Origin of the sequence: Halospina sp. K52047b, from assembly GCF_008709855.1 — a bacterium.
In the GTDB taxonomy this organism is placed as follows: Bacteria; Pseudomonadota; Gammaproteobacteria; order Pseudomonadales; family Oleiphilaceae; genus Halospina; species Halospina utahensis_B.
In genome coordinates this window covers 23588-46465 of the sequence record NZ_VYJH01000013.1, presented here as the reverse complement: position 1 = coordinate 46465, position 22878 = coordinate 23588, and the positions used below count along the sequence as shown (strand labels likewise).

The window sequence follows — 22878 nt, the reverse complement described above, 5'->3', positions numbered from 1 at the left end:
TGCGATGCCAGCCACACTGAACGAAACCAACAATACTCCGCTGAAGCGGGTCGATGTGGACCTGGTCACCCTCGATATCATCGAGAACGCCATGTCCAACGCCCGCAAGGAGATGGACGCGGTGCTGATGCGCACGGCCATGTCCCCGGGCATCCGCGAGCAGGGCGACGCCTTCCCGATGATCGCCAACCACGAGGGCAAGATGGTGGTGGGCCAGTTCGGCTCCTTCATCTCCGGGTTCGTCAATTCCTATAACGGCGACATCAACGAAGGCGACGTCTTCCTCACCAATGACCCCTATGCCTGTGACGGCGCGGTCAGCCACCTGCCGGACTGGCTGATCCTGGTGCCGGTGTTCAAGGACGGGCGGCTGATCAACTGGGCGGCGATGTTCGGGCATATGTCCGATGTGGGCGGCAAGGTGCCGGGCAGCCTGCCCACCGATGCCACCTCCATCTTCGAGGAAGGCATCCGGATCCCGCCGATGAAGATCTACCGCGGCGGCGTGCTCAACGAGGACGCGCTGGACATCATCCTGCACAACGTGCGGGTGCCCAGCTGGGACCAGTCGGATTTCAATGCCATTGTGGCGGCCTGCCGCACGGCGGCGCGGCGCTGCATCGAGCTGGCGGAACGCTTCGGTGACGACATCTTCACCAGCGCGCTGGGCGAGATGCTGGAGCGCAACTACGTGGCCATGCGCGAGATCATCCGCAACGTGGTGCCCGAGAGCAAACGCTCCTTCGAGGATTACATCTGCGATGACGGCGCGGGTCTCGGGCCCTACACCATGCGCTGCACCCTGTGGCGCGAGGGCGACAAGGCCATCTTCGACTTCGAGGGCACCGACCCCCAGGCACCGTCATCGGTGAACTTCTACCTCAACGAGGAGATGTTCAAGATGTTCTTCGGGGCCTTCACCATCAACCTGTTCGATCCCTCGATCCTGTTCAATGATGGCTTCTACGACCTGGTGGAGGTGCGCATTCCCCAGGGCTCGATCCTCAAGCCCAACTTCCCTGCGGCGCTGTCGTGCCGGACCCACCTGCTGGGGCGGCTGTTCGATGTGATGAGCGGGCTGCTGGGCCAGGGCTCGCCGGATGCCATGAACGCGGCCGGGTTCTCGGACTCGCCGCACTTCATGTACTCGGGTTACGACGACAACGAGGAATGGTTCCAGCTGTTCCAGATCGGCTTCGGGGGTATTCCCGGGCGCCCGCTCGGTGATGGGCCCGACGGTCACTCGCTGTGGCCGGGCTTCACCAACGTGCCCAACGAGTTCGTGGAGGCGTACTTCCCGATCCGGATCGAGACCTACGAGACCATCACGGACTCCGGAGGTGCGGGTAAACATCGCGGCGGTAATGGCATCCGCGTGGGCTACCGCTTACTGGCCAACGGCGAGGTCTCGATCCACGACGACCGCTGGCTCACCTACCCCTGGGGCGTAAACGGTGGGGATCCGGGCATGCGCAGCCGCAAGACGCTGCTGCGGGCGGACGGTTCCGAGCAGATCCTGCCCTCCAAGTGCGACCACGTGACCGTGCGCAAGGACGACCTGCTGCTGTTCGACACCTGGGGCGGTGGTGGCTGGGGCAACCCGCTCGAGCGCGACCCCGAGGCCGTTGCGACCGACGTGAAGCGTGGACTGGTGAGCGTGGACGGGGCGCGGCGCTACGGCGTGGTGCTGGACGCCAATGGCCGGATCGATGCCGCCGCGACGGAAAGCCTGCGCGGCGAGATGGCGCCCGGCCGGGATACCACGGAGCTGTTCAACCGGGGCGGCACCATTGCCGAGATCAAGGCGCGCTGCCTTGAGGAGACGGGGCTGCCGGCACCGGAAACTCCGACCTGGGACAAGCAGGGAGCCTGACCATGAGCCTGACTTCCCGATCCCTTGCAAGGGCAGAGCGTTACGCGCTGGTACTGGTGGACATGAGCGTGGGGTTCACCGACCCCGTGCAGAGCGCCCTGGGCACCGAATCGGCCGCCGTGGTGGCGGCCAACCAGCAGTTGCTGGCGTACTTCCGCGAGCAGGGGCTGCCGGTGTTCTACACCACGGTGGCCTACAGCGAGCCCGACCAGGCCCGGATCTTCCGGGAGAAACTGCCGTCGCTGGAAGTGCTGGCGCTGGGTTCCGGCATGGAGGTGATCGACCCCAGGGTCGCGCCCCGTGACAACGAACCCGTGATCATCAAGCACTGGCCCAGTGGCTTCTTCGGCACCGACCTGAACGAGTTCCTGAAACAGGCCGGTGTGGATGGCGTTGTGGTGACGGGCATGACCACCAGCGGCTGTGTCCGGGCCACCGCCCTGGACAGCCTGCAGAACGAGTACCGCACGATCGTGGTGCGCGATGCCGTGGGCGACCGTGATGCCCAGGCCCATGACGCCAACCTCAAGGACCTGGAGACCAAGTATGTGGACGTGCTTTCCCTGCAACAGACACTGGCGCTGCTGGCCGGTGATGATTAGCCGGACGGTGGTGCCCGTGGCGCTGCTGGCGCTGGCGGGCTGCAGCGCGCTTCCGGGCCTCGGTGAGGATCCGCTGAAGGCGGAGCTGGAGGCCAGGCTGGCGAGTGAACCGGCGGCCTGTGCCGACTATCGCGCGGCCTACGTGGCGGGGTTCGAGACCCACGTCCAGGGGCTCAGTGTCGATCAGCAGGCGCTGACGCAGCAGGGGCTGGAACGGTTGGAGAGCAGCCGCGCCATCCTGGCGGCCAATGACCTGGCGCGCACGGACTGCACACGCCCCCACTGCATCATCGAGCCGTTGGATGCGGGCAAGCTGGACAGCTGGTGCGGCTACCGCCTCGACCGCAGTGACGGGCCCGAGGTGTTCCAGTGGTTTGAGTGGTCGAAGGTGGAGAATGAGTGATGATGGCAAGAACCCTGTACGACAAGCTCTGGGACAACCACCGGGTCGATGATCTGCCCGATGGCAGTTCGCTGATCTACATTGACCGCCAGCTCCTGCATGAGGTCACCTCGCCCCAGGCCTTTTCCGGGCTGCGCATGCAGCACCGGCCGGTGTGGCGCACCAGTGCCAGCATCGCCGTGCCGGATCACGCGGTCCCCACCCGTGACCGGGAGGCCGGCGTAACGGGCATTGCGGACCTTGTGGCCCGTCGTCAGGTCCAGCGCCTCACCGATAACTGCGATGAGTTTGGTATTGAACTGTTCCCGCTGTCGGACTCACGCCAGGGGATCGTGCACGTGATCGGCCCGGAGCAGGGCCTGACCCTGCCGGGCATGACCATTGTCTGTGGCGACTCGCATACCGCCACCCACGGCGCCTTCGCGACCCTGGCCATGGGCATCGGCACCAGCGACGTGGAACACGTGCTCGCGACCCAGACCCTGAAAATGCGGCGCCAGAAGAACATGCGCGTGGTCTTCGACGGCCGGCTTTCGCCCTGGGTCACGCCCAAGGACCTGGTCATGGCCATGATCGGGCGCATCGGCACTGCCGGTGGCACCGGTTACGCCATTGAGTACGCCGGCTCGGCCATCCGCTCACTGAGCATGGAAGGGCGCATGACCATCTGCAACATGAGCATCGAGGCCGGCGCGCGGGCGGGCATGGTGGCCTATGACAGGGTCACCGAGGATTACGTGCGTGGGCGCCATTACGCGCCGAAAGGCGATATGTTCCAGCGCGCGATCGGTGTCTGGCGGGACCTGGTCTCTGACGAAGGGGCGCATTTCGACCGCGAGGAGCACTTCGATGCCGGGGCACTCTCACCCCAGGTCTCGTGGGGCACCTCCCCGGAGATGGTTTGTGGTATAAGTGAATCCATACCCCGGCTGGAAGAGGTCGCCGACCCGGGGTTGCGCGAGGCCTACCGGCGGGCGCTGGATTACATGGCGCTGGAACCAGGGCAGCCGCTGGCGGGCATAGAGCTGGATAAGGTGTTCATCGGCTCCTGCACCAATGCGCGCATCGAGGACCTGAGAGCCGTTGCGGCGGTGGTTGAGGGCCGGCGGGTGCACGAGCGGATCCGCCAGGCCCTGATCGTGCCGGGCTCGGGCCAGGTCCGCGAGCAGGCTGAGCGTGAGGGGCTCGACCGCATCTTTCTGGAGGCCGGCTTTGAATGGCGGGCGGCCGGGTGCTCGATGTGTCTGGGGATGAACGACGATCGCCTGTCCGAAGGCGAACGCTGTGCCTCGACCTCGAACCGCAACTTCGAGGGGCGCCAGGGTAAGGGAGGACGTACCCATCTCATGAGCCCGGTGATGGCCGCTGCCGCTGCAGTAACCGGGGCCATCACCGACGTACGGGAGTTGTGACCATGCAGCCTTTCAGTACCCATACCGGTATCGTGATCCCGTTTGACCGGCGCAATGTGGACACCGATGCCATCGTGCCCAAGCAGTACTTGAAGATGCTGGAGAAGACCGGCTTCGGGGCCTTCCTGTTCGATGACGAACGCTACCTGGACCCCGGTGATGTGGAAACGCCGATCACCGAGCGCCGCCCGAATCCGGACTTCATTCTCAACCAGGCGCCGTACGACAAAGGCAGCATCCTGCTGGCACGGGATAATTTCGGGTGCGGCTCCAGCCGTGAGCACGCGGTCTGGGCGCTGGCGGATTTCGGCATCCGGGTGGTGATTGCGCCGAGCTTCGGCGAGATCTTCTACAACAACTGCATCAACAACGGCCTGCTGCCGGTGATCCTGAAGCAGGCCAGTGTGGAGGAACTGTTCGCCTGCTGCCGCGAGCACGCTGGCTTTGAGCTGACGGTGGACCTGGAAAACCAGACGCTGGTGAACCCGGCGCAGGGAGAGTGGCCCTTCCGGATGGAAGACGGTCACCGCCAGGCGCTGTTGCAGGGGCTGGATGAGATCGGGCTGACGCTGGAACGGGCGGAGGCCATCCGGGCGTTCGAGGCCAACCGCCGCGCCCGCGAACCCTGGTTGTTCACTGAGTGAGGGGCAGGCCGTGGAGTTCAACAATGCGGAGTCACGACGGGTCCAGATCTGCCTGATCGGCAATTCCAAGCTCAACCAGATGGTGCACTCGCTGATCCCGGAATACCGGGGCGTGGCGGACATCACCATCATCGACAGCATCTTCCACGATGCCCTGGGCGCGGCCCGGCGGATGGTGGAGTCCGATGCCGTGGATATCTTCATCAGCGCCGGCGCCAACGCCCACTACCTCAAGGATACCCTGCCCAAGCCGGTGGTGGTGCTGGAGGTGCGCCAGTCGGATATGATCAATGCCGTTCTGAGGGCGTCTGGGATCAGCAACCGGATCCTGCTGCTGACCTACAAGCACCAGCCCACCTGGACGGAGTTCCTGTCCTACTTCAATGGCCTGGAAGTGGTGCACAAGACCTACGGCACCGCCGAAGAGGCCCGGGATCTGTTCCTCAGCACCGACCTCAGTGAGTTCGGTGTGGTCATCGGTTCCAGCTATGTCTGCGATCTGGCGGAAAAGGCCGGACTGCCGGGAACCCTGCTGTATTCCAAGGCCTCATGCCGGGCCATGATCGAGCAGGCGGTTGATACCGCGGCCCGGAACAAGGTGGAGCGCGAGCGCGATGCCTTCATCGATTTCCTGCTCTGGCAGTCGACCAAGGCGCTGGTGGTCACGGATGTGATGGACCGGGCGGTGGCGTTCAATGAGCGGGCGTTTGAGCTGATGCCGAAGCTCAAGCGGGGGCGCGGCGTGAAGCGCTTCCTGGACCCCAGGTTCGAAAACCACACGGAAATGGTGGCCGAGGGCATGGTGCTCAACGACCGGCTGTGCCGGGTAACCAAGCGCCTGTTCGAGGTGGACGGCAATCACGTGGGCCACCTGTTCTCGATTGTGGCCTCGCCCGTAAGGCGCGAGGACGACAGCGATGATGCCTCACGCTCGCTCGTGTTCCAGTCGCCGCAGATGACCGAGGCCAGCCACTTCCTGTCCATCTATGGCGCCACCCCGGGGCCGGTGCTGCTGCGCGGGGAGACCGGCACCGGTAAGGAACTGGCGGCCCGCCAGATCCATGAGGTCAGCCTCAACAGCAAGGGGCCGTTCGTGGCCATCAACTGCGCGGCCATTCCCAGCGAGCTGTTCGAGGCGGAGCTGTTCGGCTATTCCGACGGTGCGTTCACCCATGCCCGCAGCGGCGGCAAGTCCGGTCTGCTGGAGTCGGCCAACAACGGCACCTTCTTCATGGACGAGATCAATTCGCTGCCGCTGCCCCAGCAGGCCAAGCTGCTGCGCGTGTTGCAGGAGCGCGAAATCAAGCCGGTGGGCTCGCGCACCACGGTGGCGCTGAACATCAAGTTCGTGGCCGCCTGCAACCATGACCTCTACGAGGAGGTCCAGGCCGGGCGTTTCCGGGAGGATCTCTACTACCGGCTGAATGTGTTCAACGTACGCCTGCCGGCATTGCGCGAGCGGATCGAGGACATCCAGCCGTTGAGCCACCACTTCCTGAAGAAGCTTGATGAGCAGTATCAGGTGGATGTGGACATTGAGGCGCTGGCCACGCTGTTGCAGCCGTACTTCGTGCGCTTCAACTGGCCCGGGAACGTGCGCCAGCTGGAGAACATGCTGGAGCGGTTGCTGGTGTCGGTCACGCTGTACGAGTCGCTGGCGGATTTTGAGAAGGCATTGCCGAGGCTGGTGCCGGAACTGTTCCCGGAGGACTGCGTGGAGCCTGAAGGGGTGGCCGTGGAAGGGCGCCTGCGCCAGGTGGAGCGCGAGGAGATCCTGAAGGTGCTCGGTCAGTTCGGGGGCAATAAGACCCGGACCGCCGAGTACCTGGGGATCAGTCAGACGACGCTGTGGCGCCGTCTGAAAGAGCTGTGAGGCCCGTTAAAGGGCCTGCATCTGCTCCGGGTTGAACTGCTCCAGCGAGCCCGGCTCGATGTAACGCTTCCAGTTGTCGAAGATTTCCCGACCCGCGAGAAAGCCCTCGAAAATGGCATGGTCCGTCATCCGGGGCGTGACGCAGTCGCCCACCCGGTGGACGTTGGGCAGCTGGGCTTTCAGCTCGAAGTACAGGTCTTCCAGCGGCAGGTGCCGTACTGCCATCACCACTGAATCAATGCCTTCCAGCGTTTCGGTCTCGCCCGTGTAGAGGTTGAAGATGTCCACGCTGTTGTCGTGAATGGCGCCGACCCAGCTGTTGAGGGTGTGCGTCATGCCCGCCTTGAACAGGTTGGCGTACACCACCGGCTGGTCCAGGGTGGTGGCCAGCTTGTGGAACAGTGCGTTCCAGCGCGTGACCACATGCACCTGGTGGCCGCGTTCGGTCAGAAGCTCGGCGATGCCGGCGGAGTAGCGTGTGCCGTGTTCATCCACGATCAGCACCCGCTTGCCGATGCTGTCGGGCTTGCCCAGAACCTCGTCCACGGTGATCACGTGGTTGCTGTCCGCGCCCGGGACCTGGGCGACAAGGGGGTTGATGTCGCTGTAGCCGCTGCGATCCGGAGTGGAGCCGGTGGCCACGATGATGCCGTCCGGGTTCAGGCCCTTCACGGAATCCAGGGTGGCGGTGTGGCCGGTCCTGATGTCGACCCCCAGTGTCGCGATCTGGGCCTTGAGGTCCTTCACGATCCACTGGAAGGAGTCCCGCCGGGGGAGCTGGACGATCTGGTTCACCTGGCCACCCAGCTGGTTTTCGCGCTCGAGCAGGGTGACCTTGTGGTTGCGGCTCGCTAGGCCTTCGGCGGCCTTCATGCCGGCGGGCCCACCGCCGATCACTACCCAGTGCTGGGCACGGCCGGCCATCTGGATGGTCTCCGGGCCGAACACCGCTTCGCGCCCGGTGGCCGGGTTGACCTGGCAGGTCATGGAGGTGCCATGGAACAGGCGCGCCACACAGCCCTGGTTGCAGCGGATGCAGTGGTAGATCTCGTCCTCGCGGCCGGCCTCGGTCTTGTTCGCGAACGCCGGGTCGGCGATCTGGGCGCGCGTCATGGCCACCATGTCGGCACCGCCATCTTCCAGGATCCGCTCCGCTTCGGTGGCATTGCTGATGCCGGAAACGGCGAACACCGGCAGTGACAGGGCCTTCTTCAGGCGGGTGATGGGTGGCACCAGCCAGGAGTCCGGTACATCGTAGGGCGGCATGATGTAGGAGGCGGACTGATAGATCCCGGCGGTGGTCATGACGTAGTCGATCAGGCCCTCGGCCTCGATGATCCGTGCGATCTCGATCCAGTCATCGGCCTGGAGCCCGCCCGGGACCATCTCATCCACCGGCAGGCGGATGCCCACGATGATGTCATTGCCCACGCGCTCGCGCACCGCCCGGATAACCTCCAGCGGGAAGCGCATGCGGTTGGCCAGTTCACCGCCGTATTCGTCGGTGCGCTTGTTGAAGGCCGGCGACAGGAACTGGTGCAGCAGGTAGCTGTGGGCCAGGTGCACCTCGATGCCGTCGAAACCGGCTTCCCTGGTGTACTCGGCGGAGCGGCACCAGCCTTCCACCACCTCGTCCATGTCGCTGCGCTCCATGGCCTTGGCCATCTCGCCGAACACCGGCGACTTGATGTTCGAGGAGGACCACAGCACACGGTAGTCATCCATGGCGTGGGTCTCGCCCATGACACCGAAGTGGTTGAGCTGGGCGAAGATGTGCGAGCCGTGGCGGTGAACGGCGTCGGTCAGTTCGCGGTCCCGCTCCACCATCTCGTGGCGGTAGCCGTAGGGGTAACCGCGGGTGAAGGTGTTGGAGGTGGGGTGGATCAGCCGGTTGCCGGTGATCATCAGCCCGATGCCACCCTTGGCGCGGGCCACGTGGTAGTGGATGTCGCGGTCGGTGGTGATGCCGTCGCGCGTGTTGAACGCCATGGCATGGGCGGACTGCATGATCCGGTTGCGCAGTGTGACGTTGCGGATCGTCAGTGGCTTGAACAGGTTGGGGTATTGGGCGTGGGTCATTCCGATGGCTCCTTGATGGGATTGTTATTGCTCTGGGATATGGGCCTTTCGGAAGGCCCGGAACGGCGCTGGGCGCCGGGTTGGTAATGACTGATCAGGATGCCCGCGAATACGGCGATGGCACCGGCGATCTGCGCCACGGTCAGGGCCTGGTCGAGCACCAGGTAACCCAGCAGCATGGCGGAGATGGGACTGAAGAACAGGAAGGCGGTGATCAGCACCGGCTCGAGGTGGCGCAGTGCGCGATACCACAGGAAGTAGGGCAGCAGCGTGCCGATCACCGCCAGGTAGAAGTAACCGCCCAGGTGGCCGGTCTCCAGCTGCTGGAAGGGCAGCTCGAAGGCCAGGGCAAAGGGCAGCAGGAAAAGCCCGCCGAGCAGCAGCTGCCAGCCCGTGAACGCGAGCGTGGGGATGGCCAGCTGCCAGCGTTTGACCAGCAGGATGCCCAGGGCCATGGAGAACGCCGCTACCAGAGCGGCGGCGATGCCGACCGTGTCCCAGGCGAGGCGGCTGGGCGCGATCAGGATCATCGCAACGCCCCCCAGGCCAATGAACACACCCACGGCGACGTGCCGTGGTGTGCGGGTTCCGAAGAGAAGCCAGCCCATGACCATGATCAGCAACGGCTGTGAGGCCACCAGCAGTGCGGCCAGCCCGCCCGGTAAGCGGTAGGCGGCAACAAACAGCGGCCAGTGCAGCAGCGACATGCACAACAGGCTGACCACCGCCAGCTTACCCCACTGGCTGCGGTCCGGGCGGTAGCGGGTCATCAATGTGATGACCAGCCCCACCGGCAGTATCCGCAGCACGGCCGCCATCAGCGGCTTGTCCGGGGGCAGCAGCTCGGTGGTCACCAGGTAGGTGCTGCCCCAGATTGCCGGGGGCAGCGCCGCCATGAGCAGGATCAGGGCACGGTGAGCGGGGCTCACAGAAGCTCCTTGCGCCAGCTCTCGTCAAAGCCCTCCAGCGCGCCGTGCTCGATGAACCGGTCCGGACTGTCCAGCAGTTCCCGGCCGGCGAGCATGCCCTCGTAGATCACGTCCTGGAGGGGACGGGGGAGCTGGGCATCACCGACGCAGTGCAGGTTCTCGATGCGCCCCTGGAGCGCGCCGTAAAGGGCGTTGTCCGAACGGTGGCCACAGGCCATGACGAAGGTGTCAGTCTCCAGAACCTGGGTGTCCTGGTCGGTGAACAGGTTGAACAGCTGCGTCCTGCCGCCGTCGATCCAGCGGACCCAGGCATTGATGGTGTACTCCAGCCCCTTGCGGAAGACGTGCTGGTAGTTCACCGGCAGGTCCAGTGTTACGGCCAGGTTGGGGGCCAGGGCGTTGAAGCGGCTGATCAGGTGCACGTTGTGGCCCCGGTCCAGCAGGAATTCCGCCGCGCCCAGGGCGTAACGGCCGCCATCCTCGTCGAACAGCACGACGTTTTTACCCACGGAGCCGGGGTTGTCCAGGATGTCCATCACGCTGAGCACGTTGGCCTGGTTGGTGCCCGGGACTTCGTCCACGGCGGGGCGGGTGGAGGTGAAGCCGGTTTTCAGCGGTACCGAGCCGGTGGCGATGATGACGCCGTCCGCCCCGAACGCTTCAATCTCGTCGGCGCTCCAGCTGGTGTTGAGCCGGATATCGACGCCGGCCTTGCGCAGCTGGCGTTCCAGGTCGCGCGGGATGAAGCCGAACTTGTCGCGCCGTGGCAGCTGGGCGGCGTAGTTCACCTGCCCGCCCAGCTTGCCGGCACGTTCGATGAGGGTCACCTCGTGACCGCGCTGCTGCAGCGTCAACGCGGCTTTCATGCCGGCAGGGCCGCCCCCGACAACAAGCCAGTTCGCCGGTTTCCGGGCGGGCTGCAGCGTGTGCGCCCCAAAGGCCTGCTCACGCCCGGCGGCGGGGTTCACCACACAGGAGATGGCATTGCCCATCATCAGCCGCGCAATACAGCCCTGGTTGCAGCGGATGCAGTGGTTGATCTCGTCCTCACGGCCTTGCTGGAGCTTGTTGGCGAAGGCCGGGTCGGCGATCTGGGTGCGGGTCATGGCGACCATGTCCGTGGCGCCGCTGGCGACCAGTTCCTCGGCGCTGTCCGCATCCACGATGTGGCCGACGATGAACATGGGCACGTTCGGGTTGACCGACTGGATGGCCTTGCGCATGCGGGCGCCGTCCTTGACCAGCCAGTTCTCGGCGTAGTCCCCGGGCGGGATCTGGTCGGCGTGGGCGGCGTAGGTGCCGGCGGTGGCGCTGACGTAGTCCACCTTGCCGGTGGCGACCAGCAGCTTGGTCATCTCGATGGCCTCATCGGCCTGCATGCCGCCAGCGGTGCACTCGTCCATGGAAACGCGGATGCCGACCATGAAGTCCGGCCCCACGGCCTCGCGCACCCGATCGATGGTCTCGATCGGGAAGCGCACGATGTTCTCACGGCTGCCGCCGTACTCGTCGGTGCGCTTGTTGTAGACGTAGGACAGGAACTGCTGGTGGAGGTAACCGTGCGAATAGTGCAGCTCCACGCCGTCAAAGCCGGATTCCTTGGACTGTACCGCCGTGTGGGCAAAGGCCTCGGAGACTTCGTCCATCTCGGCCTTGGTCATCTCCCGGGCCCACTCGTTGTAGGCGGGGGATTTCATGGTGGAGGGGCCCCAGACCACGCGGTAGTCGTCCTGGGAGCCGCTGCGCCCCTGGGGGCCGAAGTGGATGAGCTGGGCCACGATCCGGCCGCCGAACTCGTGCACCGCCTGGGTCATCTGGGCGTCGCGCTCGACAATGGCCCTGAGGTTGCCGCGGGCCATGGTCCGGTGCGGGCCGGTGGAGTTGGGGTGGACATGGCGCGCGCCGGTGACGATCAGGCCAATGCCGCCCTTGGCGCGCTCGGCCTGGTAATAGATGTCGCGGTTGTTGGTCAGTCCATCGCCGGCATGGAAGCCCTTGGCATGGGCGGTCTGCATCAGCCGGTTACGGATGGTGACGTTGCCGATGGTCAGCGGCGTGAACAGGTTCGGGTAGGCGTGGGAATTGTTATTGGTGCTCATGGTGGACCCCTTTGTGTGGTTCAAGGAGGTGTAGCAAACCGCAGGCCAACCCGGATAGGCTTTTAAAAACATGTGGTTATGGTTGTGGTTCGGGGTTTGGGAGGTGGGGGTGATCCATTGTGAAAGGGTGCGTCTTTCACAGCTGAAAAAAAGGCGCCGACCCGGAGGTCGGCGCAAGGACAGCGCTCGCATCGCTGTATCGGAGGCAGGGTGGTGCGCGAGTTGATGCTGGCTTACTTGAGAACGTTGGGGCCGCTCATGAACACAAAGACCCGGGAGAATTTGCCGTCCTCGACGTACCAGAAATTGCAGTTGGTGAGTTTGATCTCGCCGCCGTCTTCGGTTTTCAGGTAGACGTTGAAGCGGGCGGCGATGCTCTGGGTGGCTTCATCCGCCGTGCACTCGAAGTCGCCGTGCCAGATCTCGGTGTAGGAGTCGAACAGGGTCTGGAACATCTGGCGAATCCCGTCATCCCGGCCTTCGTGGACGATCGGGTCCGTGGGCACGGTGAGCGTGGCGTTGTCGTGGAAGTTGGCGAGCACGCCATCCATGTTCTTCCTGTCGACGTTGGCGAAGTAATCCATGGTCGCCTTTTCGATGAGCTGGTCGCGTGTGAGCTTGGTCATTGGGGTTATCCTCTCTGGTGTTGTTGGTGGCCTCGGACAGTCTCAGCCGCCTTTCACGATCTGGTGGTAGACCTCGAAATTGGGCTTCTCCGGTGCGGGATAGGCCTTCTTGCTGTGGGTCAGCCCCAGTTCCAGCATCATCTGGCAGGTCTTGAACGTGACCTGGCCCGGGTTGACCACCGGCACCGGGAGTCGTTCGGCCAGGAAGGCGTGGGACTGGTGCATGGTGGTCGAGCCCAGAATGATGGTGTCGGCGCCGTCTTCGGTGATCGCCTTCTGGGATTCCTCCAGAAGCTTATTGAACACCACTTCTTCCTTGCCGGCGAGCAGTTCCGACAGGTCCGGGCGTGTCTTGATCGAGCGCATGCACGCCAGACGGTCCCACATGCGGTATTCGGTCAGGGTCTTGTCGTAGAGCGGGAACCATTCGTCCCACATGGTGACAATGCCGAACTTCTTGCCCAGGTTGGCAGCCATGTAGAAGCTGGACGCGCCGGGGGCCACAACCGGGATGTTGAGGCACGAGCGCAGGGCGTTGATGCCGGAGTCGCTCATGGTGTCGATGCAGACGGCGCTGTAGCCTTCCTTCTCGGCGGTCAGCGCGGCCTCGACCACGCTCACGTCCATCAGCAGGGCATCGTGGAAGCTGTCGCCCAGGGCTGCGCCGGCCTTGACCGCCTCAAACACGACCTCGTAGTCCGGAGGCAGCAGACCCTCCGGCAGCTGGGCCTGGCGCGCGGCCACGCCGGCGGCATCCACCGGGATGGGAATGATCACTTTGATTCGGTGGCTCATGGTGCAGTGTCCTTGTTGTGGCGTTGTTGTGAAGAGACAGCAGCATGCTCTGTGCCATGTTGTGATCGGATGGAAAGGGTCTTTTTAAAACAGGGTCTTAAAGGGGCGCGAGCGATAAGGGATGGGCACGGATTCTTCAATTCTGAAAAGCCTCCGTCCACGAATGAAACGCCCCCTATCGCGGCCATGGCCGCTCCCACAGAACCCCGCTACCCCTCCCCCTGTAGGAGCAGCCATGGCTGCGACAGGAAAAGGTCGCGGCCGCTCCCACGGGTGAGCCTGGATTTGTAGGAGCAGCCATGGCTGCGACAGAAACAGGCCATGCCATCACTGCGATAGGACAGGAGTCGCGGCTATAGCCGCTCCTACAGGGATGGTGGGGGTTCCGTTGCGGTAGGCTGCGTGGGATCATTCCGGCCGGAACGCGTCTACAACCAGGGAAGGAGACCGCCCATGGAACGGGCCACCCAACCTGCAGGCCATCGCCTGCGTCGAGGCCGGGTCAGCGAGCCGGGCCGCATCTATCTCGTTACTGCAAACTGCTGGAACCGGCACACCGTATTCAGGGAACTCGAATCCGGCCGAGCCGTTGTTGGAGGGCTTCGTGAGGCGGAAGACCTCGCGGAGACCTGGTGTTTTGTGGTCATGCCCGACCATATCCATTGGCTGATGCAGCTGCGCGACGGCGCGTCACTTGAACGGGCAGTGGGCAAGGTAAAGGCCAGAGCTACGCTGCGCCTCAGAAATCTTCGTCCGGAACTGGCCGAAGCCCGTATATGGCAGCCTGGGTTCCATGACAGGGCGTTGCGCCGGTACGAGGATTTGCGGGCAGTGGCGCGTTACGTTGTGGCCAACCCCCTGCGGGCGGGGCTGGTCGAGCGGATTGAGGATTATCCGCTTTGGGATGCTTGTTGGTTGTGATGGGGGATGATCGCGGCCATGGCCGCTCCCACGGGTGAGCCTGGATTAGTAGGAGCAGCCATGGCTGCGACAGGAAAGGTCGCGGCCGCGGCCGCTCTCACGGGTGAGCCTGGATTTGTAGGAGCAGCCATGGCTGCGACAGGAAAAGGTCGCGGCCGTGGCCGCTCCTACGGAGGAGGATGGGTGTTTGGTTGTAGGAGCAGCTATAGCTGCGATCAGTGAATCGCGGCCGTGGCCGCTCTCCTACGGGGATCAGCCTTCCATTTCTTTCAGGATCATCAGGGCCTCTTCCCGGCTGTTTCCGCACACGCTGTGTTCGGCCTGGAAAGCTTCACACACGGCGGGGCGGCTGGGGTCACCGAAAAGTTTGCAGTGGTAATTCTCATCGAGTTGCACACAGGGCGTGCCGGCGGGCTTGCCGTTGGGCATGCCAGGGATGGGCGACGAGATGGAGGGCGCGATGCAGCAGGCACCGCAGCCGGCGCGGCATTCGAAGGTGTTGGTATGCATCAGGGCATGATACCAGCCACCGCCCAGTGCCTGTAGGAGCAGCCAGGGCTGCGATAGAAGCAGGTCGCGGCCATGGCCGCTCCTACGGGGGAGGATGGGCTTTTGGTTGTAGGAGCAGCTATAGCTGCGATCAGGGAATGGCGGCCGTGGCCGCTCCTACGGGGTAGGAAGGGTTTTTTGGTTGTAGGAGCAGCTATAGCTGCGATCAGTGAATCGCGGCCATGGCCGCTCCTACGAGGGGGTGGTCAGAAGGACATGCCCAGCTCCACGGCGCCGCCTACTTCCTCGCTGCTGAACAGCGCGCCGGCCTCGATGCGCAGGGCCCAGGGGGACAGGGCAAAGCCGGCGGTGTACTGGGTTTCCTCCTCAATGCCGTCCTCCCCAGTATCGCTGGCGAGGTTCTGGCGGGCGCCGGCGCGCACGTTGATCCAGTCGTAGACGTTGAATTCACCACCCACGGCGAGCCACTGCTGGTCGGCGGCCGGGCCGATGCCTTCGTTCTTGGTCAGGTCCAGGTCCGCGGTCAGGGTGTGCCAGCCGCTGGTATGGGCGACGCCGACGGTGACCAGGGGGTCGAGTTTCATTTCCTCGCGATCGTAGCGGCCCGGAACAGGGCTGCCGTTGTCCTCAACCGTTTTCAGGGTTTGCGGGATCAGGTTGCGGACGGAGGCACCGACCCGCCATTGGTCACTGCTTCCAAGATCGGCGCTGGCGCCGATGTCCACGTTGATGTGGGAGTCCTCGGTCTCGTATTCGGAGGCGTCGAAGTCGTCTTCGTCAAAATCATCCACGCCCTGAGCGTAGTCGAAGGTGCGCATCTGGACGAGTTTGGGGGTGACGCCGAAGTTCACGCTCTGCCCCTGGATCTCGAAGGAACGGGCAAGGGTGAGACCGATTTCGCCGACGGCTGAGGCGAGGACGCGGCCATCGGATTTCGGGTTGATTTCGCCGGACTCATAAAGTGAGCCGAGAGCGTTCTCAATGTCATTAGCATCTTGAGGGTTGTTGAGATTTGCTACTTCGTCCAATGCCTCAAGGTCTTGTGGGTCAATTCGGCTCTCCACGGTGGCGCGAAGCTGGGCGTTGGCGTGTAGGCTTACTCCCAGCGTGGGTGAGGGCAAAGCGAACAAGGTGCCAAGGCCCACATCTCCCCGGACGAATTCGTTATCGATACCGCGCAGTTGGCTGGCCAGTTCGCCGGCCTGGTTCTGGACTGCATCGATATCCGATTGGGTCGCAGTGTTCGTGTTAAGACTGTTAAGGGTGGCTTCCAGATCTTCAATCGTATCCTGGATCCGGTCGACTTCATCCACCACCTCCTCGTTCTCCGCATACCGAGCATTCACGGAAGGCAGGGTGACTGAGAACCCATCGTTCCAGCCGCTGTGATCGGCCGCCAGCAGCGATGGGTTGAACAGCGCGGCACCGCTCGGGCGTGCTGCGGCGACGCCGGTGCCGCCCATGCCAAAGGCTCGGACGTCGTTGAACTGGGGTGGCGCGGCCTGGGTGCTTGCAGCTGCCGTAGTGAACGCAACCGCCATGGCGAGGCGGGTCCGGGCACGGGAGGAGCTTGTGGTCATGGGGTGATTCCCTCTCAGTGACGTGGATTTAATCCGGTGAACACTGGCAGCGTAGTCAAAGCACGGGGAAAGGCCATGTTTTGCTACGTGCGGAAACGACTTTTTACAGGCACTTGCAGAGTGATCAGATGCTGTACTGTCGGAGTATGGAAGGTGTTCTTTCTGGTCCGGTATTTGCACGCATCTACTGACGGCAAACCTGAGGGGAGCTCCGGCAAAGCGTGAAGATTGTGCAACTGACCCTTGCCATGGTGGTGGCACTGCTGGCGGCAGGCTGTTCCAGTCTGCCCTGGATGGATACGCCTTTCGGTGCCCCGGAGGAGGCCTGGTTGCTGCTGGCCCGGGGGGAACTGGATGAGCCCACGGCTGAGTTCGGTGAGGTTGAGGACTACTGGCGCCAGCGTCTGTGTGAGACCGAGCAGCAGGCGAGAAGCCGACTGGAACACCGGGTGAGGGCGGAACTGGAAACGGCATGGGCCGAGGCAAGGCTGGCCGGGGGAGGCAATGCCTTGCCGGCGCTGACCCAGGGGAAACGGGAACAGATGGTCTCGCAGGTGATGGCCGAGGCCCGTCTGCTCGGTCGGGTCCGGCCTGAGTCGGGGCGTTTTGAGTCGTTCCATGGGGTCCGGTTGAGTGGCCGGCTGGCACAGTGCCTGAGCGAGACCGCAGGGGCGAAGGGGTGCGCCCGTCCGCCGGTAATGGAGCCGGTATCGGCCTGCGGGGATCTGACTCCCGCGCCTGAGCCACTGTATTTCCTGGAGGGGGCATGAGAATCACATTGATGGGAGCGCTGCTCATGGCGCTCGTGGCCTTGCCGCTGGATACCAGTGGTGCCCAACAACAGAGCGCTGGCGCGGATAAGCAGCCCGTGCAGGTCCACTTCCCACAGCAGCTGCGCCCCCAGCCTGCGGTCTCGAGACTGGGCGGGCCGGGCAGTGCCGGGCAGGGTGAGGCAGTGAAAGAGACCCGCCCGGTCGCGCTGGTACCCCGGGATACGGACAACCGTGAGCGCTCGGCCGCCAACCTCCGGCGTTTGCAGCGGGCGCCCTCGCTGCAGGAAGGGTCCTCCTGCCCGGGGCGTGATACCAGCCGGTTCCGCAAGAGTGTGGCCATCACCCGTTTCCCATTGCTGGACTCCGATGGGGCGATGCTGGGGCGGCTGGGCAACGTTGTCCGGGCCCTGCCGCGGATGCTCAACGATGATCTGAGTTCCCGTGAAACCATCCTTATGCATCAGGCCTTTGACCGCCGGCTCTATGATCGGGCGGTCAACGCCCCGACCGTCCAGGCGGTCGACCGGCATCTGACCCGTGCCTCGGAGCTGACCCGTGCCATGGGGGTGCAGTTTGTGATCTCCGGAGTGGTTCACGACATCGGCGTTGAGAACCCGGACGCCTGGGGAACCTCAGCCGCATCCTGGCTGGGTCGCGGACTGGGCGTCGCGAATCAGCAGCGCCGGCTGGCGGTGGATCTCTTTGTCTATGACGGGCTCAGTGGTGTGATGGTGATGAGCGACCGGCTGGAGGTGCGTGGCGAGTGGGATCACGCTCGGGAAGCCGATGTCGGCTTCGGTACGCCGGCATTCGCGGAGACCGAATTCGGGAAACGGATTGGTGAGCGGGTTTCTGAGCTGGCGGACGAGGTGGCGGTGAATCTGGGCTGCCAGCCGTTCATCGCCTCCGTGGAGCGGGTGGACAGTCGCCGCGTACGGATCAGCGCCGGTGCGGATTCCGGGCTGCGCCCTGGCCAGACCATGGAAATTCTGCGCGCTGAGCGCTATCTGGATCAGCCCCAGGAATACCCGGCCCTGAGACCCATTGGCCGGACCCTGGAAATCCAGCAGGTCCAACCGCGCTTCAGCAGTGGTCAGCTGCCAGTGGAAGGTGGGCGGATCAATGTTCAGCGTGGGGATCGTGTGGTGATCTGGTAACCAGAACGGCGCCGTCACTAACCGTAGGAGCGGCTATGGCCGCGAAACCCGAAACAGATTGCAGCTATAGCTGCTCCTGCAAATCCAGCGCGTGGGAGCGGTCATGGTCGCGACCCGGATCCATCGCAGCTGTAGCGGCTCCTACAGGGAATAGGTGGGGCGGGTCAGGTGTACTGCTGGGCGGTGGCGCGGATCTGTTCGACCATGGCGCGCAGGCCGTTGCCCCGGGTGGGCGAGATATGGCGCATCAGGTCCAGTTCCTCGAACAGGCCCTCGATGTCCACCGCCAGAAGGTCATCCGGTGTGCGGCCGTTCAGGGCGATCATGATGATGGCGGCGAGACCGCGCACGATCATGGCGTCGCTGTCGATCAGCAGGTAGAGCCGGCCACTTTCCGGGTCTTTCCAGTGGATCAGCCAGACCTGGCTCTGGCAGCCGTGGACGTAGTTCTTCTCGCGCCTCTCGTCGTCCGGGAAGGCGGGAAGCTTCTTGCCCAGGTCCATGATGTAGCCGTAGCGCTCTTCCCAGTCGTCCAGCAGCTCAAAGCCGTCCCGTACATCCTCGGTTGTGATGTCGGTGCCGAGTTCGGTGTTGGTGAAGTTGGTATCCGTCGTCATGGGAACCTGTTCATCAGTAGGAGCAGCTATAGCTGCAATCTGTTTTGGGGTTCGCGGCCATGGCCGCTCCCACATGTTCTGTGTTTTTTGTAGGAGCGGCTATAGCCGCGATTTGTTTCGGTTTCGCGGCCATGGCCGCTCCTACGTGTTCTGCGTTTTCTGTGGAAGGGGCTATAGCCGCAATCTGTTTCGGTTTCGCGGCCATGGCCGCCTCTACGTGTTCTGTGTTTTCTGTAGGAGCGGCTATAGCCGCGATCTGTTCGGGGTCTCGCGGCCGTGGCCGCTCCTACAGTGGGGGATCAGAGCAGGCCGAGTTCGAGTTTGGCCTCTTCAGTGAGCATCTCACTGCTCCAGGGCGGATTAAAGGTGAGTTCCACCTCGACATCGTTCACGTTCGGAACGGACTCTACCTTACGCTTTACGTCATCGGCAATCACAGGGCCCATGCCGCAGCCCGGCGCAGTCAGGGTCATCAGGATGTAGGCGTGGTTGCCTTCGCTGTCGTTCCAGACCTTGCAGTCGTAGATCAGGCCCAGGTCGACGACGTTCACGGGAATTTCCGGGTCGTAGCAGGTCATAAGGGCTTCCCAGACCTGGTCCTCGTTGATGCTGCCGTCGCTGGGGGTCTCGAACTCGCTTTCGGCTACCTGTTTGCCGATGGCGTCGGCGTCCTTGCCGTCAAGGCGCGCCAGGTTGCCGTTGACGGCCACCGAGAAGCTGCCGCCCAGCGCCTGTGTGAGCGTGACAAAGGTGCCCTCGGGGATGGTGATGGCGGTGCCGGAGGGCACCAGCCGGGCTTCCACATCCCGTTGGGTTACGACAACTTCCCGATCCTGCATAGTCTGTTCCGGTTGCCTCAGTTCACCGCAAAGCTTTCGCCACAGCCGCACTCGGCGGTGGCGTTGGGGTTGCGGAATTCGAACATGCTGTTGATGCCCTGAGTGACGAAGTCGATCTCAGTGCCGCCGACCATCGTCAGGTCCTTGGCGCTGACGTAGACCGTTACGTCCTCTGACATCTGAAACGCGGTGTCATCGTCGCCGGGGTCGCGCACGAAATCCGTGGTGTACTTGAACCCGGAGCAGCCGGATTTTTTCGTACCCAGGCGGATGCCGGCCATTTCCGGCCGCTTTTTCAGCTGTTCACGACAGTGTTCGATGGCTGCATCGGTCATGGTGACGCCGGTCTGGGGCGTTACGGTTTCCACTGTCATGTTGCCCTCCTTATTCCGATGGGCATTTTTTTCCGTGGGAATCGCTTGTTAGCAAGCGCCTACGGTAACTCTGTTTGCAGGGTTTCGCAGCTGTAGCTGCTCTTACTGAAACCCGAACCTTGGGAGCGGGCGCCGCGGCGATCAGCACTGATCGCAGCTGTCGCTGCTCCTACAATAAATCTGGAGTCGTAGGAGCGGCCATGGCCGCGATTACCACCGGTCGCAGCCATGGCTGCTCCTACTGTTTATTTGCCGGTGAACAGGCGCTGGATCCTCTGCAGGCCCTGGAAGAAAGTGTCCACCTCTTCCACCGTATTATAAAACGCGAACGAGGCCCTGGCAGTACCCGCGATGCCGAAGTGCTCCATCAGCGGCATGCAGCAGTGATGACCGGTGCGGATCGCGATGCCCTGCTGGTCGAGCAGGGTGCCCAGGTCGCTGGGATGCAGGCCTTCGAGCCAGAACGAGAGGACCGGAACCTTGTTCTGCGCCTGGCCGTAGCGGGTCAGGCCGGGAAAATCAGCAACCCATTCGTCCACGCGCCGGCCCAGTGCGGCCTCGGCCTGCTGCAGGTCGTTGTGGCCCAGGTCGTTCAGGTAGCGCATGGCGGTGGCCAGGCCGATGGCCTCGGCGATGGCCGGTGTGCCAGCCTCGAACCGGTAGGGCGAGTTCTGGAAGCTGGTGCCCTCGAAGCTTACCCGGTGAATCATCTCACCGCCGGTCTGGTAGACAGGCCACTCGTTGAGCAGGTCCTCGCGGCCGTAAAGCACGCCGATGCCGGTGGGGCCGAACAGCTTGTGGCCGGAGAAGACGTAGAAGTCGCAGTCCAGAGCCTGAACGTCCGCGCCCAGATGCGGTATGGCCTGGGCGCCGTCGACCAGGGTGTAGGCGCCGGCTTCTTTCGCTGCGGCTACCATTTCCCGGGTGGGATTGATGGTGCCAAGCACGTTGGACACTGCCGTGATGGCGAAGACCTTCGTGCGCTCACTCAGCTGGTCGCGGAAGCTCTGCTGGTCCAGCTCGCCCTCGGGGGTAACCTCGATCACCTTCAGGCTCGCGCCGGTCGCCTCGGCCAGCATCTGCCAGGGCACGATGTTGGCGTGGTGCTCCATGCGCGAGACCAGGATTTCGTCGCCCTGTTTAAGAGAGCGGTAGAACCCGTTGGCCACGAGGTTGATGCCCTCGGTGGTGCCGCGCGTCCAGATGATCTCGTTGGCGCTGGAGGCGTTGATCTGGCTGCGGACCGTCTCGCGGGCACCCTCGAACAGGGCCGTGGCACGATCACCCAGGCTGTGCGCGCCGCGGTGCACGTTGGAGTGCGTCTCGCGGAAGTACTGGGTCATGGCGTCCATGACCGCCTGCGGCTTCTGGGCCGAGGCGGCGTTGTCCAGATAGACCAGTGGCTTGCCGTTGACCTCCTGCTCGAGGATCGGGAAATCCGCGCGCACCTGCTCCAGATTCATTCAGCCGCCCTCCGGAAGCTGGCTTCGATGAAGTCCGTCAGGCGGGTGTTGACCGCCTCGCGGATGTCCTCCAGCGGTACCTGGCCCACAAGCTCGTGCACGAAGGCCATGCTGAGCATGGTTGCCGCCGTGTCGCGGTCAATGCCGCGCGAGGTCAGGTAGAACAGCGAGCCTTCGTCCAGCTGGCCGACGGTGGCGCCATGGGCGCAGGTGACGTCGTCCGCGTAGATCTCAAGCTCGGGCTTGGTATCAATCTCGGCGTTGGTCGACAGAAGCAGGTTCTTGTTGTTCATATCCGCGTGGGACTGCTGGGCGTCCGGGTGGATATGAATGCGGCCGTTGAAGATCGCGTGTGAGCGGTCCGCCGCGAGGCAACGGTAGTTTTCGTCGCTGTCGCAGTTCGGTACCACGTGGTCGATGGCCGTGTGGTTATCGTAGTGCTGGCGGTCCTGGGTCAGGGCAATGCCGTTCAGCCGTGCGTAACCACCCTGGCCTTCGAGCCTGACCTGGAGGTCGTGCCGGCGCAGGTCGCCGCCGAAGCCGATGCAGTGGCTGTCGAGTTTGGCATTGGCGCCGACCTTCACGCCGGTAGCGCCGATGTGGCGCACGTTGGCCGGGTCCATGCACAGCCGGATGTAGGTGATGTTGGCGCTGTCGTCGAGCAGCAGTTCGGAGACACTGTCCACCAGCACCGGCTGGTCGCCGTTGCTGATGTATTCTTCCACCAGTGTCATCTTGCTGCCGTGGCCGGCTTCGACCATGACGCGGGGGTAGTTGGAGCCACTGGCGCCGGCATCGGTGACGTACTGGATGTAGACCGGTTTGTCGACGCTGGTGTCCGCTGAAAGCCGGATCAGTACGCCGTCTTCGAGCCGCGCGGTGTTGAGCGCCGCCAGCTGGGTGGTGCCGTGGTCGAGCGTGGTGTCGAGTTTCTTGGCCACGCTCTGGGCGGCGACATCGTCCAGATCCACAAAACGGCGAATGTCCACGCCGCTGGCGCTGGGCAGGTTGCTGCTGTCGAGATCGACCACCCCGTTGCGGATGACCAGACGGTAAACGCCTTCAACGCTGCGGTAATCAGCGTCACCCGTGGCCTGGGTCTGCGGCGCCAGTTCCGGATCCAGCTTGAGGTAGCGGCTGGAGTATTTCCAGTTCTCGGTCCGGCGGTTGGGCAGTGCCATGCCAGTGATGGCCTTGCTGCGGATGTCACGCAGGCTCTTCAGCGGCGCGGGCAGCTGCTTGCCACCTTCCGGTGTGAAGGCATCGTCCAGCGGTGTCAGGGGCGTCTTGTGCGCAAGTGTCATGGAAC

Annotated in this window: 21 protein-coding genes; 9 read left to right on the top strand and 12 right to left on the bottom strand. The window is 63.8% G+C overall.

What is annotated here, in order from left to right; translation table 11 throughout:
- Positions 1-4 precede the first annotated feature (4 nt).
- The 6 genes from F3089_RS13945 to F3089_RS13920 are packed head-to-tail and all read left to right on the top strand — an operon-like array spanning position 5 to position 6807.
- Entirely contained in the window at positions 5-1873 is a 1869-nt protein-coding gene (locus F3089_RS13945; RefSeq protein WP_151441393.1) for a hydantoinase B/oxoprolinase family protein, read from the top strand.
- A gap of 2 nt (positions 1874-1875) precedes the next feature.
- Positions 1876-2475 (top strand): isochorismatase family protein, encoded by a 600-nt coding sequence (locus F3089_RS13940; RefSeq protein WP_151441392.1) that lies wholly within the window; start codon positions 1876-1878, stop codon positions 2473-2475.
- Complete coding sequence (locus F3089_RS13935) at positions 2468-2878, top strand: isopropylmalate isomerase (RefSeq protein ID WP_151441391.1); 411 nt, start codon at positions 2468-2470, stop codon at positions 2876-2878. The genes F3089_RS13940 and F3089_RS13935 overlap by 8 nt, the downstream gene beginning before the upstream one ends.
- Entirely contained in the window at positions 2878-4290 is a 1413-nt protein-coding gene (leuC, locus tag F3089_RS13930) for a 3-isopropylmalate dehydratase large subunit (RefSeq protein WP_151441390.1), read from the top strand. The genes F3089_RS13935 and leuC overlap by 1 nt, the downstream gene beginning before the upstream one ends.
- A 2-nt stretch (positions 4291-4292) precedes the next feature.
- A complete protein-coding gene (leuD, locus tag F3089_RS13925) occupies positions 4293-4934 on the top strand; it encodes a 3-isopropylmalate dehydratase small subunit (RefSeq protein ID WP_151441389.1) in 642 nt (213 codons plus the stop codon).
- Between the two features lie 10 nt (positions 4935-4944).
- A complete protein-coding gene (locus F3089_RS13920; protein ID WP_225741768.1) occupies positions 4945-6807 on the top strand; it encodes a sigma 54-interacting transcriptional regulator in 1863 nt (620 codons plus the stop codon).
- A 6-nt stretch (positions 6808-6813) separates the two neighbouring features.
- Here the strand turns inward: F3089_RS13920 and F3089_RS13915 are convergent, their stop codons facing one another.
- The 5 genes from F3089_RS13915 to F3089_RS13895 form a co-directional block, all read right to left on the bottom strand.
- Positions 6814-8886, bottom strand: coding sequence for an oxidoreductase (locus F3089_RS13915; RefSeq protein WP_151441388.1), 2073 nt, complete (start codon positions 8884-8886; stop codon positions 6814-6816).
- The gene (locus F3089_RS13910) at positions 8883-9815 is read right to left on the bottom strand and encodes a DMT family transporter (protein ID WP_151441387.1); all 933 of its coding nucleotides are present in this window, start codon (positions 9813-9815) and stop codon (positions 8883-8885) included. Before F3089_RS13910 ends, F3089_RS13915 begins: the two co-directional genes overlap by 4 nt.
- Positions 9812-11914, bottom strand: coding sequence for an oxidoreductase (locus tag F3089_RS13905; RefSeq protein WP_192497394.1), 2103 nt, complete (start codon positions 11912-11914; stop codon positions 9812-9814). Before F3089_RS13905 ends, F3089_RS13910 begins: the two co-directional genes overlap by 4 nt.
- Before the next feature lie 233 nt (positions 11915-12147).
- On the bottom strand, positions 12148-12540 hold the full coding sequence (locus tag F3089_RS13900) for a nuclear transport factor 2 family protein (RefSeq protein WP_151441385.1): 393 nt from the start codon (positions 12538-12540) through the stop codon (positions 12148-12150).
- Between the two features lie 42 nt (positions 12541-12582).
- Positions 12583-13335, bottom strand: coding sequence for an aspartate/glutamate racemase family protein (locus F3089_RS13895; RefSeq protein ID WP_151441384.1), 753 nt, complete (start codon positions 13333-13335; stop codon positions 12583-12585).
- Positions 13336-13788: 453 nt separating this feature from the next.
- On the opposite strand from F3089_RS13895, the gene F3089_RS13890 reads away from it, so the two are divergent.
- Positions 13789-14256: an REP-associated tyrosine transposase gene (locus F3089_RS13890; protein ID WP_151441383.1), complete on the top strand. Its 468-nt coding sequence runs from the start codon at positions 13789-13791 to the stop codon at positions 14254-14256.
- Positions 14257-14508: 252 nt separating this feature from the next.
- Here F3089_RS13890 and F3089_RS13885 read toward each other — a convergent pair whose 3' ends face one another.
- Positions 14509-14766, bottom strand: a complete 258-nt coding sequence (locus F3089_RS13885; protein ID WP_151441382.1) for a YkgJ family cysteine cluster protein — start codon at positions 14764-14766, stop codon at positions 14509-14511.
- Positions 14767-15011: 245 nt separating this feature from the next.
- Complete coding sequence (gene traF / locus F3089_RS15930; RefSeq protein WP_192497393.1) at positions 15012-16346, bottom strand: conjugal transfer protein TraF; 1335 nt, start codon at positions 16344-16346, stop codon at positions 15012-15014.
- A 221-nt stretch (positions 16347-16567) separates the two neighbouring features.
- Here traF and F3089_RS15925 point away from each other — a divergent pair, with 221 nt between their 5' ends.
- Together F3089_RS15925 and F3089_RS13875 are read left to right on the top strand one after the other, a co-directional pair.
- Positions 16568-17116, top strand: coding sequence for a hypothetical protein (locus F3089_RS15925; protein WP_192497392.1), 549 nt, complete (start codon positions 16568-16570; stop codon positions 17114-17116).
- Complete coding sequence (locus F3089_RS13875) at positions 17113-18276, top strand: flagella assembly protein FlgT middle domain-containing protein (protein ID WP_151441381.1); 1164 nt, start codon at positions 17113-17115, stop codon at positions 18274-18276. The genes F3089_RS15925 and F3089_RS13875 overlap by 4 nt, the downstream gene beginning before the upstream one ends.
- 164 nt (positions 18277-18440) lie before the next feature.
- Here F3089_RS13875 and F3089_RS13870 read toward each other — a convergent pair whose 3' ends face one another.
- The 5 genes from F3089_RS13870 to sufD form a co-directional block, all read right to left on the bottom strand.
- The gene (locus F3089_RS13870; RefSeq protein ID WP_151441380.1) at positions 18441-18893 is read right to left on the bottom strand and encodes a SufE family protein; all 453 of its coding nucleotides are present in this window, start codon (positions 18891-18893) and stop codon (positions 18441-18443) included.
- 299 nt (positions 18894-19192) lie between these two features.
- A complete protein-coding gene (gene sufT / locus F3089_RS13865) occupies positions 19193-19732 on the bottom strand; it encodes a putative Fe-S cluster assembly protein SufT (protein WP_151441379.1) in 540 nt (179 codons plus the stop codon).
- Between the two features lie 17 nt (positions 19733-19749).
- Positions 19750-20106 carry a HesB/IscA family protein gene (locus F3089_RS13860; protein ID WP_151441378.1) on the bottom strand — a complete coding sequence of 119 codons (357 nt, stop codon included), beginning with the start codon at positions 20104-20106 and terminating at the stop codon, positions 19750-19752.
- A gap of 245 nt (positions 20107-20351) precedes the next feature.
- Positions 20352-21569, bottom strand: coding sequence for an aminotransferase class V-fold PLP-dependent enzyme (locus tag F3089_RS13855; protein WP_151441377.1), 1218 nt, complete (start codon positions 21567-21569; stop codon positions 20352-20354).
- Positions 21566-22873, bottom strand: a complete 1308-nt coding sequence (sufD, locus tag F3089_RS13850) for a Fe-S cluster assembly protein SufD (RefSeq protein ID WP_151441376.1) — start codon at positions 22871-22873, stop codon at positions 21566-21568. The genes F3089_RS13855 and sufD overlap by 4 nt, the downstream gene beginning before the upstream one ends.
- Between the last annotated feature and the right edge of the window lie 5 nt (positions 22874-22878).

Excerpts from the sequence above, each read along its gene's own strand:
- F3089_RS13870 (WP_151441380.1), bottom strand. The coding sequence starts at position 18,893 with ATGACGACGGATACCAACTTCACCAACACCGAACTCGGCACCGACATC.
- F3089_RS13935 (WP_151441391.1), top strand. The coding sequence starts at position 2,468 with ATGATTAGCCGGACGGTGGTGCCCGTGGCGCTGCTGGCGCTGGCGGGC.
- F3089_RS13945 (WP_151441393.1), top strand. The coding sequence starts at position 5 with ATGCCAGCCACACTGAACGAAACCAACAATACTCCGCTGAAGCGGGTC.
- F3089_RS13885 (WP_151441382.1), bottom strand. The coding sequence starts at position 14,766 with ATGCATACCAACACCTTCGAATGCCGCGCCGGCTGCGGTGCCTGCTGC.
- F3089_RS13875 (WP_151441381.1), top strand. The coding sequence starts at position 17,113 with ATGAGAATCACATTGATGGGAGCGCTGCTCATGGCGCTCGTGGCCTTG.
- F3089_RS13940 (WP_151441392.1), top strand. The coding sequence starts at position 1,876 with ATGAGCCTGACTTCCCGATCCCTTGCAAGGGCAGAGCGTTACGCGCTG.
- F3089_RS13915 (WP_151441388.1), bottom strand. The coding sequence starts at position 8,886 with ATGACCCACGCCCAATACCCCAACCTGTTCAAGCCACTGACGATCCGC.
- F3089_RS13860 (WP_151441378.1), bottom strand. The coding sequence starts at position 20,106 with ATGACAGTGGAAACCGTAACGCCCCAGACCGGCGTCACCATGACCGAT.
- F3089_RS13900 (WP_151441385.1), bottom strand. The coding sequence starts at position 12,540 with ATGACCAAGCTCACACGCGACCAGCTCATCGAAAAGGCGACCATGGAT.
- leuC (WP_151441390.1), top strand. The coding sequence starts at position 2,878 with ATGATGGCAAGAACCCTGTACGACAAGCTCTGGGACAACCACCGGGTC.
- F3089_RS13855 (WP_151441377.1), bottom strand. The coding sequence starts at position 21,569 with ATGAATCTGGAGCAGGTGCGCGCGGATTTCCCGATCCTCGAGCAGGAG.
- sufT (WP_151441379.1), bottom strand. The coding sequence starts at position 19,732 with ATGCAGGATCGGGAAGTTGTCGTAACCCAACGGGATGTGGAAGCCCGG.
- leuD (WP_151441389.1), top strand. The coding sequence starts at position 4,293 with ATGCAGCCTTTCAGTACCCATACCGGTATCGTGATCCCGTTTGACCGG.
- sufD (WP_151441376.1), bottom strand. The coding sequence starts at position 22,873 with ATGACACTTGCGCACAAGACGCCCCTGACACCGCTGGACGATGCCTTC.
- F3089_RS13890 (WP_151441383.1), top strand. The coding sequence starts at position 13,789 with ATGGAACGGGCCACCCAACCTGCAGGCCATCGCCTGCGTCGAGGCCGG.
- traF (WP_192497393.1), bottom strand. The coding sequence starts at position 16,346 with ATGACCACAAGCTCCTCCCGTGCCCGGACCCGCCTCGCCATGGCGGTT.
- F3089_RS13895 (WP_151441384.1), bottom strand. The coding sequence starts at position 13,335 with ATGAGCCACCGAATCAAAGTGATCATTCCCATCCCGGTGGATGCCGCC.
- F3089_RS13905 (WP_192497394.1), bottom strand. The coding sequence starts at position 11,914 with ATGAGCACCAATAACAATTCCCACGCCTACCCGAACCTGTTCACGCCG.